The organism is Staphylococcus sp. GDB9P120P (genome assembly GCF_017893435.1).
Classification (GTDB): Bacteria; Bacillota; Bacilli; order Staphylococcales; family Staphylococcaceae; genus Staphylococcus; species Staphylococcus cohnii.
This window is the reverse complement of sequence record NZ_JAESNB010000008.1, coordinates 822,108-839,756: the sequence shown is the minus strand read 5'-3', so window position 1 is coordinate 839,756 and position 17,649 is coordinate 822,108. Positions and strand designations below refer to the sequence as shown.

The window sequence follows — 17,649 nt, the reverse complement described above, 5'->3', positions numbered from 1 at the left end:
AAATTAGTTTATCTATGAATTTAAAGAGATGAAAATATCTTTGTTTATCTACAAAATAGTTATTTTTATGATTTGTAAGGTGCTGACTGGATAATCGTATGTGAGAAAAAGTCCAGATTCGAACTTATACCCATGATTAAAACGGTCAAGATTCAAAAAGATTCTAGGGCACCATTGATTCATCTCAGACACAATTATATTGTTAGCGGATGACTGAACTGAAAATAGAAACGCCCACTTCTCAATTATTGAGTTAGTGGGAGTTATGCATGAGCTTTAGCTCAGGTAATCATTTTATATTTTTACCAATTCTAGTCATCTTTGTTGGGGTGGTAAGGAGAAATCTTTTTAATAAAATTAAATTTCTGTCTTACTTCTTTTTTATTGAAAACGTATATTTTTGTTACAACCGTTTTGTGTATTTAAAATTTACTTACAATACTTTAAAGCATCAATAAACATCTGCTTAAAGGTATTTGCTTGTACTGACATTACTACGGTTGTATTAGGAAATTGAGATTTGAAATCAACTACTGAAGCACCCTTGGTTAATTTGCCATCTGTTTCAATTTGCACATCAGCTTCTTGTACATCAAAATGTTCTGGATGTAGTAGGTAAAGCAATGTGTAGGCATCATATACATTAATACCTTTTTCAAAATCGTCTCCTCTATAATGTTTGAATAACTGATGTAACATCTTTCCTGTTTCGTTGATTAAGCTTAGCTCATTGATTGTGTCATGCGTTAAACTAGAACTTCTAGCAACGTCTAATCCTACCATTGTTAAGGGCAGACCAGAATTAAACACGATTTGAGCAGCTTCGGGATCACAATAAATGTTAAATTCAGCTAATGGTGTTACATTACCTCGAGTTGCTGAGCCGCCCATTAACACAATTTCTTTAATAAATGTCTTTACTTCAGGATAAGTCATTAATAATAATGCAATATTCGTCAACGGGCCAATGGGGATAAGTGTGATGGGTGTTTCACTTTTGACTAAAACGTCTCTCATGGCCTCAACGGCATGAGTAGAATCGAGATCACTTTCATTGATTTCTGGGAAAGTATATCCTTCCATTCCTGATTCACCGTGTACATCACTTGCATCTACTATATCTGATAATAGTGGTTGTGAAGCACCTCTATGTACAGGTATGTCACTATTAAAGAAACGTTTGAGTTTTAAAGCATTAGCAGTCGTTTTTTCGATACCAACGTTACCATTGACTGTAGAAATCATTTTCAAATCAAATTCTGGATGGTTTATTGCAAAGCTAATCGCTGCTGCATCATCAATGCCTGGGTCTGTATCAATAATAATTGGTTGTTTCATAATTTATCTAATCCTCCTATTGCAAAAATAACATTATCAATTATATTCTACATCTTTTGTGAAAAGAAATGTTACAAAGTAAATTATAGATTGAAAGCATAGGGGAGGTTAATAAATAAAACTATAAAAAAAAGACTTCTCTTTCGAGAAGTCTTTTTTGGGTTTATAAGTGGCTTGAGTGTCCACCTTGCATTACCCAATACGTACCAATAACTGTAATTAGAGTAATGATAACCGCAAATATAACTTTAAATCCTTGTAAGTTTCCATCTTTACCTTCAGTTAAGTGCATGAACATTAATAATTGTACTGCAGCTTGGATAAAGGCAAAGCCAAAGATGATTGTAATCTTAGCATTAAGTGCCATTGATGTGTATAAGGTTACGAATACTGCTAAAATAGTCAATACGATTGATCCAATAAAACCGACTGTGTGTTTTACAATTGTATTCATCCGCTAAACACCATCCCTATCATATATACGGCAGTAAAGATGAAGATCCAAACAACATCTAAGAAGTGCCAGTATAAGCTTACTATAAATAACTTAGGAGCATTATCTTTATTTAATCCACGCATTGCAACTTGAATTAATAAACATGTAATCCAAACAATACCTAATGATACGTGGGCACCGTGAGTTCCTAATAGAATAAAGAAACTAGACCAATAAGAACCAATAGTTAAGTTAACACCTTCTGAAACATAGTGAGCAAACTCATAAATTTCAAAGCCTACGAACACAAGTCCGAATAGTAAAGTGATAACCATCCATATTGTCATTAATTTTGCTTTTTCTTGTCTCATATAGTAAATAGAAATACCACAAGTATATGAACTAATTAATAACGCAAATGTCATTATTAAAACTAGGGGTAATTCGAACATCTCAGTTGTCATTTTACCGCCATAGTCGCCACCGTGTTGAAGCGTTAATAGGGTTGCGAATAGCGTACCGAATAATGAGACTTCTGCTGTAAGGAATATCCAAAAGCCAAGTCTATTTAAATTACCTTCATGCGAACGTTGATCAATAGTGTTTGCATCATGACTCATGACTTACAGCCTCCCTTTCTTTTATACGTGCTTCACGTAAACGTTTTTCGGTTTCTGCTACTTCAGAAGCTGGGATATGATAACCGTGGTCTACTTGGAAACTGCGGTAAATCATAGTACCAAAGATACCTATTAAGCAAATAACTGCAGGGAGTATTGTTTCAAAGACAAGGAAGAATCCTCCGATTGTGAAGAAAATTCCCATCCAGAAACCAACTGGTGTATTATTTGGCATATGGATATCAGAATAATTGTGATTATCTAAGTAGTGTCTACCGTGTTCTTTCATATTCACAAATGTATCGTAGTCATTCCAATCTGGCGTAACAGCAAAGTTGTATTTAGGTGGCATTGCTGAAGCAGTTGACCACTCTAATGTACGTCCTAAGCCATACCAGTTATCACCAGTAGCTTCACGTGGTGCTTTGAAGAAGCTGTATACGATACTAGCAACTAAGAACATAAAGCCTAATGCCATCATTAATGCTCCGACAGTAGAGATTGCGTTTAACATCCACCATCCATCTTCTGGCATATAAGTGTATAAACGACGAGGCATACCATCTAAACCAAGAATGAATTGTGGTATGAAACAAACGTTAAATCCGATTATGAATAACCAGAAACACCATTTGTTTAATGTCTCGTTCAATTTAAATCCAGTCATCTTAGGCCACCAGAAAATTAAAGCACCTAGACAAGCAAATACAACACCAGCCACTAATGTGTAGTGGAAGTGAGCAACTAAGAAGTACGTATTATGATACTGATAGTCGGCTGCTGCCATAGAAAGCATGACACCTGTTACACCACCAATTAAGAAGTTAGGTATGAAACCTAATGCGAATAACATAGGTGATTCAAAGGTGATACGGCCTTGATAAAGCGTAAACAACCAGTTAAAGATTTTAACACCTGTTGGTATACCAATCAGCATAGTTGTAATCGAGAAGAATGAGTTAATTAATGCACCATTACCCATAGTGAAGAAATGGTGAACCCAAACTAAGAAACTTAAGAATGCGATTCCTGCTGTTGCCCACACCATACTTTGGTGACCAAACAGACGTTTACGTGCAAATGTTGGAATGATTTCTGAATAAATACCGAATGCCGGTAGGATAACGATATAAACTTCGGGGTGCCCCCATACCCAGAAGAAGTTAGCCCATAACATTGGCATACCGCCATTTGCGACTGTAAAGAATGCAGTATCGAAGATTCTATCTGTTGTAAACAGTGCTAAAGCTACTGTCAATACTGGGAAAGCCAAAATAACGATTAATGCTGTAATGAAAGTAGTAACCGTGAACATTGGCATTTCCATAAATTTCATCGTAGGTGATTTACATCTAAGTATTGTTACAAAGAAGTTAATACCAGTCATTAGGGTACCTATACCAGAAATCTGTATCGCGATAAGGTAGTAGTTAACCCCAGGTCCTGGGCTGAATTCCCCTGCAAGTGGTGCATAGTTAGTCCAACCAGCTGCAGGTGAGCCTCCGATTATAAATGATAGGTTGAATAACAACATACCAGAGAAGAATAACCAGAAACTTACGTTATTTAATACAGGGAATGCAACGTCTCTTGCACCAATTTGAAGAGGTACAATAACATTCCATAAACCAAAAATGAAAGGCATCGCCATAAAGATAATCATTATTACGCCGTGCGTACTAAAGACTTCATTATAGTGGTTTCCTTCTAAGAATGTATTATCTGGAATTGCTAATTGTGTACGCATCATTAGGGCATCAATACCACCACGTACGAACATTAATACAGCACAGATTAAATACATAGCACCAATTTTTTTATGGTCAATAGATGTGAACCATTCTCTGTATAGATATTTCCACAATTTAAAATAAGTAATTACTGCGATCACTGCGATGATAGCAAACGGTGCACCAATTTGTGCCATTGTAATCATCCAGTTACCTTGAACGAGTAATTGATCCCATGGGAAACTCATTAATGTCCACCTCCATGTTCATGGTCTTTTTTCTCAGCTTTAGATGCTTCTTCATCTTTAGCACCTTCTGAGATTTTTTCCATTTCATCCATATTATGTGATTCTTCATCTTTGAATTCACTATTATATGGTTCATTATTGCCTAGAATCATAGCTTTCATACCATGACGTTCATAGTTAGCGTTTGTGATTTGTGGTTTACGTGCAGGTTTATTAGGTTTATCTAATACGTCCTCTTTAATTTCTTTAGGTGTGTTAAAGTTAGGATCTTTCTGTACGTAATTGAAACGATCATAAGCATGGAAAATATACTCAGGATCAGCTGCTGGATCAACAAACGCCATGTGCGTACCACTGAAAGTTAAGTTTTTATTTTCAGTAGTTGGTAAAAGTTGTTTATCAAAAGTATCTTGATCTAATTCCTTTTGACTTTGAGCATCTTTTACCCAATCCTTGAATTTACTTTGGCTTACTGAATTAACATCAAATGTTTGGCGAGCGAATCCTTCACCGTTGAAGTTTGAGTTACGTCCTCGGAACGTACCTTCTTCACTAGCCGTTAATGTCCAATCCATTGTCATACCAGTCATCGCATATTTTTGACCACCTAATTGTGGAATCCAGAAACTTGTCATCATATCCATTGATTGGAGTTTGAAGACAACAGGGCGATCTTTAGGTATTGTTAAGTGATTAACAGTTTCAATTTTTTCATCAGGATAACTGAAGAACCACTTATAACCAGCGCTTGTCGCATAAACAACAAGTGGATCGTCTTGTTTATCTGGTTTAGCTTCGTACATGTAAAGTGATTTTACTGTAGGGATAGCTAAAGCGATAACGATGATCACCGGAATGATAAACCAAATTGTTTCCATTAAAGCACTGTGATGCATCTTACCTGCTTCTTCTGTTTTGTGTAATCTATATTTAAATAGAAACAGAGTAAACATGATAAGTACGGCGGCAATAATAACAAGCATGAAGATGATTGAATACATAATCAAGAACTTCGAGTCACTTGCTACCGGCCCTTTTGGGTTTAAAACTTCTACATTTGAACAACCACTAAGTATAATTAGTGAGCCAAAGAGTAGAAGCAAAGACTTAAATTTTGACACTTTTTTGACCTCCTAATACTACAATTGTAGGGCTTACCATCAATTTTAAGATATTACGCAATATTTACAAGTGTTTGTGTAAAAAAAATTATTGTAAAATTAAAAGAAACCCAACAAACTCAACGTCTGACGGGCTTTCAAAGATTTGTTAAAATTATGTGTACATTTTGTGAAAAGTGTCATATTTTAGACGATAGGATAAATTCACACCAAATATTAATGATTTGATGTAAATTTCATAGTGACATATGTATTCATAAATTATTTTACTTCGATATATCTTACTGATTTATTCATTGCACCTTCTGAATCTTCTACAGTATATTCAACTTTATATTTTCCTTCTTTTTCTGTATTAATATTTCCATTTACTGAAATTTTGTGCGTCAAGTCACCATCTTCTTTGTCATAGGCACGTACACCATTTAATAAATTATAGTTATTTCCTTTATCAATGATTACATCGTTTGTTCCTTTTAATTCAGGTATAGAATTTTCTGTAGCTTCTGCACTTAAATTAGGTGAAACAAGTGTTGCAGATACACCGAGTGCTGATAATGACTGCATTAATTTATTCATAACGTAAACCTCCGTATGAGCGTCATTTATTTTTTATCTTAAATACACTATATGTTATTTTGAATGAAATTACATCGTACTATAGTCTTAATATAACGCAATAGTGTAAATTGAGTGATAATTTTTTGAAAAAATTCAGTTAATTGTAATATTTTTTGATTAACATAATAGCAATTAAACAAAATTGAGTGATATTCGAAGAAAACGTCATTAATGTTTGTTTTAAAATGGATGGATTATTTTAGAACATAATTTAAAAGCAGATATGTGGTGGGGCAGAAATCTCATTGAAATAATAGGCATCTTTTACAATTAAACTAAGTGATTTGAAAGGATTAATTAAGGTTAAAACAATCTTTAAATGATACAAGGCATATTGGTCAATGAGTAAAAGCGTTGCAGCATTACATAAAAAATAAACGTCAACTTCTATTGTAACAATCTAGAAATTGACGTTTATTTATTAGTAGTTAAAGATAAGGTATCTCAACTTTGTTCAGTTTTTGAAATATGTTTCTTAAAACAATAGTGTTATTCGATGCCTCTACGCATTTTTTCTGCCATAAGTGTATTGTTTAATACCATTGTAATTGTCATTGGGCCTACACCACCAGGCACAGGTGTAATAGCTCCAGCAATTTCTTTAACTTCATCATAGGCAATATCACCTTTTAATTTGCCGTTTTCGTCAGGTGTATTACCTACATCAATTACAACTGCGCCTTCTTTAACATCATCTTTAGTAACAAGACCAGGACGTCCGACAGCACTAACGATAATGTCAGCATTTTTTAAATGTTGATGCATATCTTTAGTTCTTGAATGCAAAATCGTAACTGAAGCGTTTTTTTGTAATAATAGTTTTGAAACTGGTTGACCTACAATATGACTTCTACCTATAACAACAGCATCTTTACCTTCTAAATCAATGTCAGCATGATTTAGTAACTCCATGATACCAAGTGGTGTACAAGGTACAAATGTTTGTTGGTCAATATATAATTTACCTATATTTTCAGGATGAAATCCATCAACATCTTTAGCAGGATTAATCGATTCTAATACTTTTTGTTCACTTACTTGATCTGGTAGCGGAACTTGAACTAATATACCACTCACACTATCATCTTCATTTAAGCGTTGAAGTTCGCTTAATACTTTATCTTCACTAGCACTTTCATCTAAATGTACGATTTCAGAAATCATACCGATTTTTTCTGCAGCTTTCTTTTTTGAATTCACATAACTTTTACTTGCACCATCGTTACCTACTAATATTACTGATAATTTTGGTGTGTAACCCTTAGTTTGTAAAGCCTCGACTTGATCTTTTAGACCTTGTCTATAATCCTTTGCGATTTGTTTACCGTCTAAAATTTTTGCGACCATGAAAAAATCCTCCTCCAATGTATGAACTTTACTTAACTTTAACATAATTACCATCATGTTTTTCAACCAAAAGACGAAAATTTAACGATTTTTTTGTGTTAAAGTTCGATTTTTGATTGAAAAAGCGATTTTTAGTTGTTATGCTATATCTGTAATATACATCTAATAGTCATAACATTTCAAATTTCTGAAAGGGTGTTCATTTTGAAAGTGGTAGTCATAATGGGTAGTTCTTCCGATTGGGAGACTATGAAAGAAAGTTGTCAAATGTTAGAGCAACTAGATATACCGTATGAAAAGAAAGTTGTTTCTGCACATCGTACGCCTCAATTAATGTATGAATTTGCTAAAGGAGCCAGAGATGATGGCTATGATGTCATTATTGCTGGTGCTGGTGGTGCAGCACACTTACCAGGTATGGTTGCCTCGATGACGACGTTACCAGTAATTGGTGTACCTATAGAATCTAAAAGCTTAAAAGGGTTAGACTCTCTCCTATCTATTGTCCAAATGCCAGGTGGTATTCCTGTGGCTACAACAGCTATAGGGAAATCTGGGGCAAAAAATGCGGGAATACTTGCTGCCAGAATGCTCAGCATTGGTAATAAAGTAGTCCAAAAGAATTTGGAAAATTATGAAAAATCATTGGTTGAGAAAGTGAGTGAGATGCAACATGAACTTCAATAAACTATCATTTGGATCAACGATTGGAATTATTGGTGGTGGGCAATTAGGTAAAATGATGGCACAATCTGCTCAGAAAATGGGTTTTAAAGTTATTGTGTTAGATCCCGATGAAAATTGTCCATGCCAACATGTAGCACATCAGTTTATAAATGCAAACTATGATGACGAACAATCGCTTGTTCAACTAGGTGAATTATCCGACGTTATCACATATGAATTTGAAAATATTTCTGCGAATCAATTACAAACATTAGTTTCCCAATATAATATTCCTCAAGGTTATCAAGCTATACAACTATTACAAGATAGATTGATTGAAAAACAAACATTGCAAAATGCCGGAACTCAAGTAGCACCATTTATGAAGTTATCCGATGCAGACAGTTTATCTCAAGCTGTAGAAAATATTGGTTTTCCGTTTATGGTAAAAACAAGATTTGGTGGATACGACGGAAAAGGGCAAGCGCTTATTACAAATGAAGCAGATTTGGATAATGCTAAAACATTAATTAATAAACAAGAATGTGTTGCTGAAAAATTTTTAGAACTACAAAAAGAAGTTTCTTTAACAGTAACCATCGGTAACGATAATCAAATCACGTATTTTCCATTACAAGAGAATGAACATCAAAACCAAATATTATTTAAGACAGTTGTACCTGCTCGTGTACAACCACAAATTGAACAAATGGCACGAAAAGAAGTTGAGAAAATTATCAAACATATTCATTTTGTGGGTACGTTCACGGTGGAGTTTTTCATCGATACAAGCAATCAATTGTTTGTGAACGAAATTGCACCTAGACCTCATAATTCTGGACATTATTCAATAGAAGCATGCGATTATTCGCAATTTGATACACATATATTAGCAGTTACTGGTCACCGGTTACCAGAAAAAATTGAATTATTAAAACCTAGTGTAATGATGAATTTATTAGGAAGAGATTTAGATTTATTGGAACATAAATTCGATGTTCATCCTGAATGGCATGTACATATTTATGGCAAAATAAGCCGCAAGCCTGACCGAAAAATGGGTCACCTTACTATGCTGACAAATCATGTAGAACAAACAGAACAAACTTTACTAAATCATTTTGAAGGGAGACATAGCTAATGTCTTTGTTATATGAAGGAAAAGCAAAAAGAATTTTTTCTACGGCGCAATCGGATGTGCTTCGAATTGAATATAAGGATGAAGTCACAGCCGGCAATGGAGCGAAAAAAGATTTTATAGAAGGTAAAGGTCGTTTAAATAATCAAATTACTTCTAGAATTTTTAGTTTTATTCAAGAACGTGATATTGATAGTCACTTTATCGAGCAACTATCAGAAACTGAACAACTCGTGAAATCTGTGGAAATTATACCATTAGAAGTCGTAGTGAGAAACATCGCTGCGGGTTCTATAACAAAGAGATTAGGCTTTGATAAAGGACATACGTTTGAAAATCCTTTAGTTGAATTCTTCTATAAAAACGATGATTTAAATGATCCTTTAATTACTGAAGATCACATACAGTTATTACATTTAGCTAGTAAAGAAGAAATTGAAAAGTTAAAAGAGGCAGCAAAAACAATTAATGCAGTGTTAATTGAATTAATGGATGGTATGGATTTACGACTTGTAGATTTCAAAATAGAATTTGGGCGCAGCAAGGATGGTCAAATTCTATTAGCAGATGAAATTTCACCCGATACATGTCGTATTTGGGATAAATATAGTGATACAAATTTTGATAAAGATGTTTATCGTGAAGAAACGGGTTCAATCATAGAAACTTATCAAACTTTTCTTAATAAATTGGAGGAACTATAAAATGAAAACAATTGAATTGCATATCACATTACAACCACAAGTATTAGATACACAAGGACAAGCTTTAAATCGCGCAGTACATGATCTAGGATACACACAAGTTAATGATATACGTGTTGGTAAATTATTGTACATGACAGTTGATGAAGCTACTGATGCTGCAGTTCACAATGTCGTTACTACTTTAAGCGAAAAACTTTTTGCAAATACAGTTATTGAAGAATATAGCTATAAAGTATTGGAAGAAGGGGAGAAAGCATAATGAAATTTGCAGTGCTAAAATTCCCAGGATCTAATTGTGATAGGGACATGTATAATGCAGCATTGAAATCCGGTGTAGAAGCAGAATATGTGGACTATAGAAATACATCATTAGAAGGTTTTGATGGTGTGTTAATACCCGGTGGGTTCTCATTTGGTGACTACTTACGTTCAGGTGCGATGGCAAGTGTTGCACCTATCACTGAAGAAGTTAAACGTTTCGCGAATGAAGGGAAACCAGTATTAGGTGTTTGTAACGGATTTCAAATTCTTACTGAGATAGGTTTGCTTCCAGGCGCTTTATTGCATAATGATTCACATTTATTTGTAAGCCGAAATGAGCTATTAAAAGTTGTAAATAACCAAACGCCCTATACCAAATTATATGAAGAAAATGAAACAGTAATATATCCTGTAGCGCATGGTGAAGGTCATTACTATTGTACATCAGAAATGTATGACAGATTAACAGAAAACAATCAAATCATTTTAAAGTATAAGGATAATCCCAATGGTTCGTACAATGATATTGCAGGTATTGTCAATGAAAATGGAAATGTTTGTGGCATGATGCCGCACCCCGAACGCGCAATGGACTCTTTATTAGGAACTGATAGTGGCGTTAAATTATTTGAAGCAATGGTAAATAGTTGGAGGGAACAAAATGTCTAAGTTTATTGAACCAAGTGTGGAAGAAATCAAATTAGAAAAACTATATAAAGATATGGGATTATCAGAGTCAGAATACGATAAAGTATGTGAAATTCTAGGTCGTGAACCCAATTTTACTGAAATTGGCATTTTCTCTGTAATGTGGAGTGAACATTGTTCTTATAAGCATTCAAAACCATTTTTAACTCAGTTTCCAACTTCAGGCGAACATGTATTGATGGGGCCTGGTGAAGGTGCGGGTGTGGTAGATATTGGTGACAATCAAGCAGTGGTATTTAAAGTTGAATCACATAATCATCCTTCAGCTGTTGAACCTTATCAAGGTGCGGCAACAGGTGTCGGAGGCATTATACGAGATATTGTTTCCATTGGTGCTAGACCGATAAATTTATTGAATAGTTTACGCTTTGGTGAATTGACAGAAAAACAAAATCGTCGTTTATTACGTGGTGTAGTAGCCGGTATTGGTGGCTATGGTAATTGTATTGGAATTCCAACTACAGCGGGTGAGATAGAGTTTGATGATAGATATGATGGCAATCCACTGGTGAATGCAATGTGTGTGGGTATTATTGATCACGATAAAATTCAAAAAGGTACTGCTAAAGGTTCGGGTAATTCGGTTATATATGTAGGGTTGAAAACAGGTCGTGATGGTATTCATGGCGCTACTTTTGCTTCAGAAGAACTAAGCGAAGATAGTGAAAGTAAACGTCCATCAGTACAAATTGGTGACCCATTTGTAGGTAAAAAACTTATGGAAGCGACGTTAGAAGCAATTACGTTTGATGAACTTGTTGGCATCCAAGATATGGGAGCTGCTGGTCTAACATCATCCTCGTCAGAAATGGCTGCTAAAGGTGGCAGTGGCTTACATCTACAATTAGAAAAAGTACCAACAAGAGAAAAAGGTATTTCTCCTTATGAAATGATGCTCTCTGAAACCCAAGAACGTATGCTATTAGTAGTAGAAAAAGGATCTGAAGCTAAATTTTTGAATTTATTTGATAAACACGAATTGGATAGTGCAGTTATCGGTGAAGTTACAGATACAAATCGTTTTGTCCTTACATATGAAGATGAAATTTTCGCTGATATACCAGTACAGCCATTATCTGATGAAGCGCCTGTATATATACTTGAAGGTGAAACACCGCTATATAATGAACCACAAAATGACTATAGTGATATTGATGTTGAAGATATATTTAATCGTTTACTTGTTCATCCAACAATTGCTTCCAAACGCTATTTATATGAACAGTATGATCAACAAGTTGGTGCGAATACTATTGTCAAACCAGGATTACAATCTTCCGTTGTTCGTGTCGAAGGTTCAAATAAAGCAATTGCTTCTACGATAGATGGTGAAGCACGATTTGTCTTTAATAATCCATATGAAGGTGGAAAGATGGTAGTAGCAGAAGCATACCGTAATTTGATCTCTGTTGGTGCTACGCCTTTAGCGATGACTGATTGTTTGAACTATGGATCACCAGAGAAAAAAGAAATTTATCAACAATTAGCAGATTCTACGAAAGGTATGGCAGAAGCTTGTGAAATATTAAAGACGCCAGTAGTTTCGGGTAATGTTTCTCTGTATAACGAAACAAAAGAGACTTCAATATTCCCTACACCCGTTGTAGGCATGGTTGGTTTGATTGAAGAAATTGATTATTTCAATGATTTCACGCCCAAAGCAGGTGATACGCTTTATATTGTAGGCGATACACATAGCGATTTTGGTGGGAGCCAAATTGAAAAATTACTTTACGGTAAAGTGAATCACGAGGTTGAAACCATTGATTTATCAAATGAAGTCAAAAGAGGGGAGTCAATTAAAAAAGCAATCCGTAGTGGCATTGCTTCTCACGTCCAAACAGTTGGTAAAGGTGGACTGTTAATGACATTAGCTCGTATTAGTGCACATTATCAAATGGGCTTAGATGTAACTTTAAATCTTAAGCATGAGCAATTATTCAGCGAAACACAAGGGCGTTATATTGTGGCTGTAAAAGGCGATCAACCTTTAGAAATAGCAGATGCCATTCAAGTTGGTACATTAACAGAAAATGAAAAATTTGTAGTTTCAAATGGCGACACTATAATTTCACGTGATGTGAAACAATTGAATGAACAGTGGGAAGGAGCAATTCCTAAATGTATGACTACAACGGATTAAATGAAGAGTGTGGCGTTTTTGGTATTTGGAATCATCACGAGGCAGCACAATTGACGTATATGGGGTTACACAGTTTACAACATAGAGGTCAAGAAGGCGCAGGTATGGTGTGTTCTGACGGCCAAAAACTTACTGGAGAAAGAGGACTTGGTCTTTTGACTGAAGCTATTACAGATACTCAGTTGGAAGCATTTAAATCTTATCAACATGCGATTGGTCATGTACGATATGCTACGTCAGGCAATAAAGGTATAGAAAATATACAACCATTTTTGTACCATTTTTATGATATGAGCGTTGCAGTTTGTCATAACGGAAATCTTATTAATGCACAAAGTTTAAGAAAGTCTTTAGAACATCAAGGTTCTATTTTTCATTCTTCTTCAGATACAGAAGTAATTATGCATTTAATTCGTAAAAGTAAAGCACCAACCTTTGAGGAAGCATTACAGGAAAGTTTACGTAAAATAAAAGGTGGTTTTACATTTGCACTATTAACAAAGGATGCGTTATATGGTGCTGTTGATCCAAATGCAATTAGACCATTAGTTGTAGGAAAAATGAAAACAGGTGCCTATATCATTGCAAGTGAAACTTGTGCCGTAGATGTTTTAGGTGCAGAGTTCGTTAGAGACATTCATGCAGGTGAATATGTGGTTATCAATGATGAAGGAATTCGAATAGAATCTTATACGAGACACACGAATACAGCAATATCAGCTATGGAGTACATTTATTTTGCTAGACCAGATTCTACTATTGCAGGAAAAAATGTTCATGCTATTCGTAAACAATCTGGTAAACAATTAGCATTAGAAAGTCCTGTTGATAATGCGGATATGGTTATTGGCGTACCTAATTCATCACTTTCAGCAGCATCTGGTTATGCTGAACAAAGTGGTTTGCCATATGAAATGGGCTTGGTCAAAAACCAATATGTAGCACGTACATTTATTCAACCGACACAAGAATTACGAGAGCAAGGTGTAAGGGTCAAATTATCGGCAGTAAAAGATATCGTACAAAGCAAAAATATCGTCTTAGTGGATGATTCTATTGTTAGAGGAACGACAAGCAAACGCATTGTCCAAATGCTAAAAGATGCTGGAGCTAATGAAGTGCATGTACGTATTGCCTCTCCAGAATTTATGTTTCCAAGCTTTTATGGCATAGATGTTTCTACAACTGCTGAACTAATATCAGCGAATAAATCACCTTCAGAAATCAGCGAACATATTGGCTCTGATTCTTTGGCCTATCTAACTGTAGCTGGTTTGATAGATTCAATTGGCCTTGAAGTAGATGCACCATATAAAGGGTTATGTGTAGAAAGTTTTACAGGTGATTATCCTGCTGGTCTTTATGATTATGAAAAAGATTATTTTGAACATTTAAGCGAACGTCAAAAAGAATATTTAGCAAATCATAAACAATACTTTGATAGAGAGGGTAATTTAAATGTCTAAAGCATACCAACAAGCAGGCGTTGATATTAGTGCAGGTTACGAAGCGGTTGAACGTATGTCAAGCCATGTTCAACGAACAATGCGTAAAGAAGTTTTAGGTGGATTAGGAGGATTTGGTGCAACATTTGATTTATCACAGTTAAATATGAAAGCACCATTGCTCGTATCTGGTACAGATGGCGTTGGCACTAAATTAAAGTTAGCGATTGATAACAACAAACACGATACGATAGGTATTGATGCAGTAGCGATGTGTGTCAATGATATTTTAACAACTGGTGCAGAACCATTATATTTCTTAGATTATATTGCTACTAACAAAGTAGTTCCAGAAGTTATTGAACAGATTGTCAAAGGGGTTAGTGACGGTTGTGAAGCTACGAATACAGCACTTATAGGTGGTGAAACAGCTGAAATGGGTGAGATGTATCATGAAGGTGAATATGATTTGGCTGGATTCGCTGTAGGAGCAGTTGAAAAAGAAGCATATATAGATGGCTCTGCCGTAAAATCAGGTGATGTAATTATAGGACTTGAATCAAGTGGTATACATTCCAACGGTTATAGCTTAGTGAGAAATTTAATAAAAAAATCAGGTATTGATCTACAAAATAAATTTGATCAAAATCACACATTTTTGGATATCTTTTTAGAACCTACTCGATTATATGTCAAGCCTGTATTAGCTGTAAAAGAACACGTACATATACATGCGATGACACATATCACTGGCGGCGGATTTATTGAAAATATTCCAAGAGTGCTGCCTGAAGGCGTGGGTGCAACAATTGATGTAACACAATTTCCAACACCAAAAATATTTGAATGGTTACAAAAGCAAGGCAGCATTTCAACCAAAGAAATGTACAATGTATTCAATATGGGCATTGGTTTTACCATAGTTGTTGATGCTAATGATGAAGCTAAAGTATTAAACACACTAAAAGAAGCACAAGTAAATGCATATAGAATTGGTGAAATTGTTAAAAGTGAAGAACCAATTCATTTGACGGGGGTATAAAAGTGACGAAAATTGCTATCTTTGCTTCAGGATCTGGAAGTAACTTTGAAAGTATCATGTCACATATAGAAGCAGGTAATTTACCTCAAATTGAAGTGACTGCATTATATACGGATCAAGTAAATGCTTATTGTATTGAGCGCGCAAGAAAGTATCAATTAGATGTACATATTAATGAGCTTAAAAATTTTGATTCTAAAGCAGACTATGAGCGGAAAATCATTGAATGGTTAACTACAGAAAAAGTTGAATGGATTATTTTAGCTGGTTATATGAAATTAATCGGTGAAAATATATTAAATGCATATCAAAAACGCATCATTAATATTCATCCTTCGTTATTGCCAAAATATCGAGGTAAAGATGCGATTGGTCAAGCATTAAATAGTGGTGACAACATTACAGGTACAACAGTACATTTCGTAGATAGTGGGATGGATACAGGAGAAATTATTGAACAACGTACATGTGAAATAAAACCGGACGATACGAAAGAACGATTAGAAGAAAGAATAAAAGCGATTGAACATGAATTATATCCAGAAGTTATTTCAAAAATTATACAATAAGAGGTGCCAATAAACATGAAAAAGGCAATTATAAGTGTATCTAATAAAACAGGTATTGTACCTTTTGCACAATCACTCCAACAATTAGGATACGAGTTGTATTCAACTGGTGGTACGATGCGAGCGTTAGTTGAAGCAAATATTGCAGTTAAATCTATATCAGAACTCACACATTTTGATGAAATTATGGATGGGAGAGTCAAGACATTACACCCAGCTGTTCATGGTGGTATTTTAGCTGATCGCAATAAACCAGAACATTTAGCACAATTAAAAGAACAGCAAATTGATTTAATAGACATGGTAGTCGTAAATTTATATCCATTCAAAGAGACTGTTGCAAATCCAGATGTTACAGAAAATGACGCGATTGAAAATATAGATATTGGTGGACCTACAATGTTACGTGCAGCAGCTAAAAACTTCAAACACGTTACTACAATCGTACATCCATCAGACTATAATGAAGTTATTGAAAAACTAAAATCAAATCAATTAGATGAATCTTATAGAAAATCATTGATGATTAAAGTATTTGAACATACGAATCAATATGATCAAGCAATTGTTGATTTCTTTAAGGAAAATAAAGAAAGTTTAAGATATGGTGAAAATCCACAACAACAAGCTTCATTTATAAGAACATCAGATGCTAATCATACGTTAGGTGGCGCGAAACAATTGCATGGTAAGCAATTGAGTTATAACAATATCAAAGATGCAGACGCGGCGCTGTCATTAGTTAAACAATTTGAAACGCCAGCTGCAGTTGCTGTTAAGCACATGAATCCTTGTGGTGTAGGTATTGGTACAAACATTTCTGAAGCATATCAGCGTGCATTTGAAGCAGACAGTCAATCTATTTTCGGAGGCATAGTAGCATTAAATAGAACCGTTGACGCCACTTTGGCAGAAACGCTGCACAGTATATTCTTGGAAGTGATTATTGCACCAAAATTTTCTGAGGAAGCGTTAGCTATTTTAAGTAAGAAGAAAAATATAAGATTATTAGAAATTGATATGACAATCGATAATAATGAGCAAGAAATAGTATCTGTTTCAGGTGGATATTTAATACAAGATAAAGATAATGTATTAATAAAAAGTGATGACTTAACAATTGTTACAGAAAGTGTACCTACAGAAGCTCAATGGAATGCAATGTTACTTGGATGGAAAGTGGTCGCTTCTGTTAAAAGTAATGCAATTATCTTATGCAACGATAAACAAACAGTCGGTATTGGTGCGGGGCAAATGAATCGGGTAGGATCAGCAAAAATTGCAATAGAACGTGCGGTTGAAATTAATGATAACGTCGTAATGGTATCGGATGGTTTCTTCCCAATGGATGACACAGTAGAACTTGCTGCGCAACATGGTATTAAAGCCATCATTCAACCTGGTGGTTCAATTAAAGATCAAGATTCAATAGATATGGCGAATAAATATGGCATTGCAATGGTAACTACTGGCATTAGACACTTTAAACATTAAAATATTGGAGGCAAA

17 protein-coding genes are annotated in these 17,649 nt (G+C 34.8%); 10 read left to right on the top strand and 7 right to left on the bottom strand.

Annotated features, from left to right (window positions below):
* Positions 1-429: 429 nt before the first annotated feature.
* The 7 genes from rihC to folD form a co-directional block, all read right to left on the bottom strand.
* Positions 430-1,338, bottom strand: coding sequence for a ribonucleoside hydrolase RihC (rihC, locus tag KA856_RS09265; protein ID WP_107385236.1), 909 nt, complete (start codon positions 1,336-1,338; stop codon positions 430-432).
* A gap of 163 nt (positions 1,339-1,501) precedes the next feature.
* The gene (gene qoxD / locus KA856_RS09260) at positions 1,502-1,792 is read right to left on the bottom strand and encodes a cytochrome aa3 quinol oxidase subunit IV (protein ID WP_107385237.1); all 291 of its coding nucleotides are present in this window, start codon (positions 1,790-1,792) and stop codon (positions 1,502-1,504) included.
* Positions 1,789-2,394: a cytochrome aa3 quinol oxidase subunit III gene (gene qoxC, locus KA856_RS09255; RefSeq protein ID WP_107385238.1), complete on the bottom strand. Its 606-nt coding sequence runs from the start codon at positions 2,392-2,394 to the stop codon at positions 1,789-1,791. The genes qoxD and qoxC overlap by 4 nt, the downstream gene beginning before the upstream one ends.
* Positions 2,384-4,372, bottom strand: coding sequence for a cytochrome aa3 quinol oxidase subunit I (qoxB, locus tag KA856_RS09250; protein WP_019468148.1), 1,989 nt, complete (start codon positions 4,370-4,372; stop codon positions 2,384-2,386). The genes qoxC and qoxB overlap by 11 nt, the downstream gene beginning before the upstream one ends.
* Positions 4,372-5,493: a cytochrome aa3 quinol oxidase subunit II gene (qoxA, locus tag KA856_RS09245; protein WP_107385240.1), complete on the bottom strand. Its 1,122-nt coding sequence runs from the start codon at positions 5,491-5,493 to the stop codon at positions 4,372-4,374. Before qoxA ends, qoxB begins: the two co-directional genes overlap by 1 nt.
* A gap of 261 nt (positions 5,494-5,754) precedes the next feature.
* A complete protein-coding gene (locus KA856_RS09240) occupies positions 5,755-6,072 on the bottom strand; it encodes an immunoglobulin-like domain-containing protein (RefSeq protein WP_107385241.1) in 318 nt (105 codons plus the stop codon).
* A gap of 531 nt (positions 6,073-6,603) precedes the next feature.
* Entirely contained in the window at positions 6,604-7,461 is an 858-nt protein-coding gene (gene folD / locus KA856_RS09235; protein WP_019468145.1) for a bifunctional methylenetetrahydrofolate dehydrogenase/methenyltetrahydrofolate cyclohydrolase FolD, read from the bottom strand.
* Between the two features lie 204 nt (positions 7,462-7,665).
* Between folD and purE the strand changes: the two genes are divergently transcribed.
* From purE to purH, 10 genes are read left to right on the top strand one after another with little or no spacing between them, the layout of a single operon-like run.
* Complete coding sequence (gene purE, locus KA856_RS09230; protein WP_107384865.1) at positions 7,666-8,148, top strand: 5-(carboxyamino)imidazole ribonucleotide mutase; 483 nt, start codon at positions 7,666-7,668, stop codon at positions 8,146-8,148.
* Positions 8,135-9,268 carry a 5-(carboxyamino)imidazole ribonucleotide synthase gene (purK, locus tag KA856_RS09225; RefSeq protein ID WP_107384864.1) on the top strand — a complete coding sequence of 378 codons (1,134 nt, stop codon included), beginning with the start codon at positions 8,135-8,137 and terminating at the stop codon, positions 9,266-9,268. Before purE ends, purK begins: the two co-directional genes overlap by 14 nt.
* Positions 9,268-9,969 (top strand): phosphoribosylaminoimidazolesuccinocarboxamide synthase, encoded by a 702-nt coding sequence (purC, locus tag KA856_RS09220; protein WP_107384863.1) that lies wholly within the window; start codon positions 9,268-9,270, stop codon positions 9,967-9,969. Before purK ends, purC begins: the two co-directional genes overlap by 1 nt.
* A 1-nt stretch (position 9,970) precedes the next feature.
* Entirely contained in the window at positions 9,971-10,231 is a 261-nt protein-coding gene (gene purS / locus KA856_RS09215) for a phosphoribosylformylglycinamidine synthase subunit PurS (RefSeq protein ID WP_019468141.1), read from the top strand.
* The gene (gene purQ / locus KA856_RS09210; RefSeq protein WP_107384862.1) at positions 10,231-10,902 is read left to right on the top strand and encodes a phosphoribosylformylglycinamidine synthase I; all 672 of its coding nucleotides are present in this window, start codon (positions 10,231-10,233) and stop codon (positions 10,900-10,902) included. Before purS ends, purQ begins: the two co-directional genes overlap by 1 nt.
* On the top strand, positions 10,895-13,084 hold the full coding sequence (gene purL, locus KA856_RS09205) for a phosphoribosylformylglycinamidine synthase subunit PurL (RefSeq protein WP_107384861.1): 2,190 nt from the start codon (positions 10,895-10,897) through the stop codon (positions 13,082-13,084). Before purQ ends, purL begins: the two co-directional genes overlap by 8 nt.
* Entirely contained in the window at positions 13,063-14,550 is a 1,488-nt protein-coding gene (gene purF / locus KA856_RS09200) for an amidophosphoribosyltransferase (protein WP_107384860.1), read from the top strand. Before purL ends, purF begins: the two co-directional genes overlap by 22 nt.
* Complete coding sequence (gene purM / locus KA856_RS09195) at positions 14,543-15,571, top strand: phosphoribosylformylglycinamidine cyclo-ligase (RefSeq protein WP_107384859.1); 1,029 nt, start codon at positions 14,543-14,545, stop codon at positions 15,569-15,571. Before purF ends, purM begins: the two co-directional genes overlap by 8 nt.
* A gap of 2 nt (positions 15,572-15,573) precedes the next feature.
* Entirely contained in the window at positions 15,574-16,140 is a 567-nt protein-coding gene (purN, locus tag KA856_RS09190) for a phosphoribosylglycinamide formyltransferase (protein WP_107384858.1), read from the top strand.
* 15 nt (positions 16,141-16,155) lie between these two features.
* A complete protein-coding gene (gene purH / locus KA856_RS09185; RefSeq protein ID WP_107384857.1) occupies positions 16,156-17,634 on the top strand; it encodes a bifunctional phosphoribosylaminoimidazolecarboxamide formyltransferase/IMP cyclohydrolase in 1,479 nt (492 codons plus the stop codon).
* Positions 17,635-17,649: the final 15 nt, after the last annotated feature.

What these genes read in the sequence shown, in the direction of transcription:
- purL (WP_107384861.1), top strand. Translation starts at nt 10,895, where the DNA reads ATGTCTAAGTTTATTGAACCAAGTGTGGAAGAAATCAAATTAGAAAAA.
- purS (WP_019468141.1), top strand. Translation starts at nt 9,971, where the DNA reads ATGAAAACAATTGAATTGCATATCACATTACAACCACAAGTATTAGAT.
- qoxD (WP_107385237.1), bottom strand. Translation starts at nt 1,792, where the DNA reads ATGAATACAATTGTAAAACACACAGTCGGTTTTATTGGATCAATCGTA.
- purK (WP_107384864.1), top strand. Translation starts at nt 8,135, where the DNA reads ATGAACTTCAATAAACTATCATTTGGATCAACGATTGGAATTATTGGT.
- qoxB (WP_019468148.1), bottom strand. Translation starts at nt 4,372, where the DNA reads ATGAGTTTCCCATGGGATCAATTACTCGTTCAAGGTAACTGGATGATT.
- folD (WP_019468145.1), bottom strand. Translation starts at nt 7,461, where the DNA reads ATGGTCGCAAAAATTTTAGACGGTAAACAAATCGCAAAGGATTATAGA.
- purF (WP_107384860.1), top strand. Translation starts at nt 13,063, where the DNA reads ATGTATGACTACAACGGATTAAATGAAGAGTGTGGCGTTTTTGGTATT.
- rihC (WP_107385236.1), bottom strand. Translation starts at nt 1,338, where the DNA reads ATGAAACAACCAATTATTATTGATACAGACCCAGGCATTGATGATGCA.
- qoxC (WP_107385238.1), bottom strand. Translation starts at nt 2,394, where the DNA reads ATGAGTCATGATGCAAACACTATTGATCAACGTTCGCATGAAGGTAAT.
- purC (WP_107384863.1), top strand. Translation starts at nt 9,268, where the DNA reads ATGTCTTTGTTATATGAAGGAAAAGCAAAAAGAATTTTTTCTACGGCG.
- purQ (WP_107384862.1), top strand. Translation starts at nt 10,231, where the DNA reads ATGAAATTTGCAGTGCTAAAATTCCCAGGATCTAATTGTGATAGGGAC.
- KA856_RS09240 (WP_107385241.1), bottom strand. Translation starts at nt 6,072, where the DNA reads ATGAATAAATTAATGCAGTCATTATCAGCACTCGGTGTATCTGCAACA.
- purH (WP_107384857.1), top strand. Translation starts at nt 16,156, where the DNA reads ATGAAAAAGGCAATTATAAGTGTATCTAATAAAACAGGTATTGTACCT.
- purM (WP_107384859.1), top strand. Translation starts at nt 14,543, where the DNA reads ATGTCTAAAGCATACCAACAAGCAGGCGTTGATATTAGTGCAGGTTAC.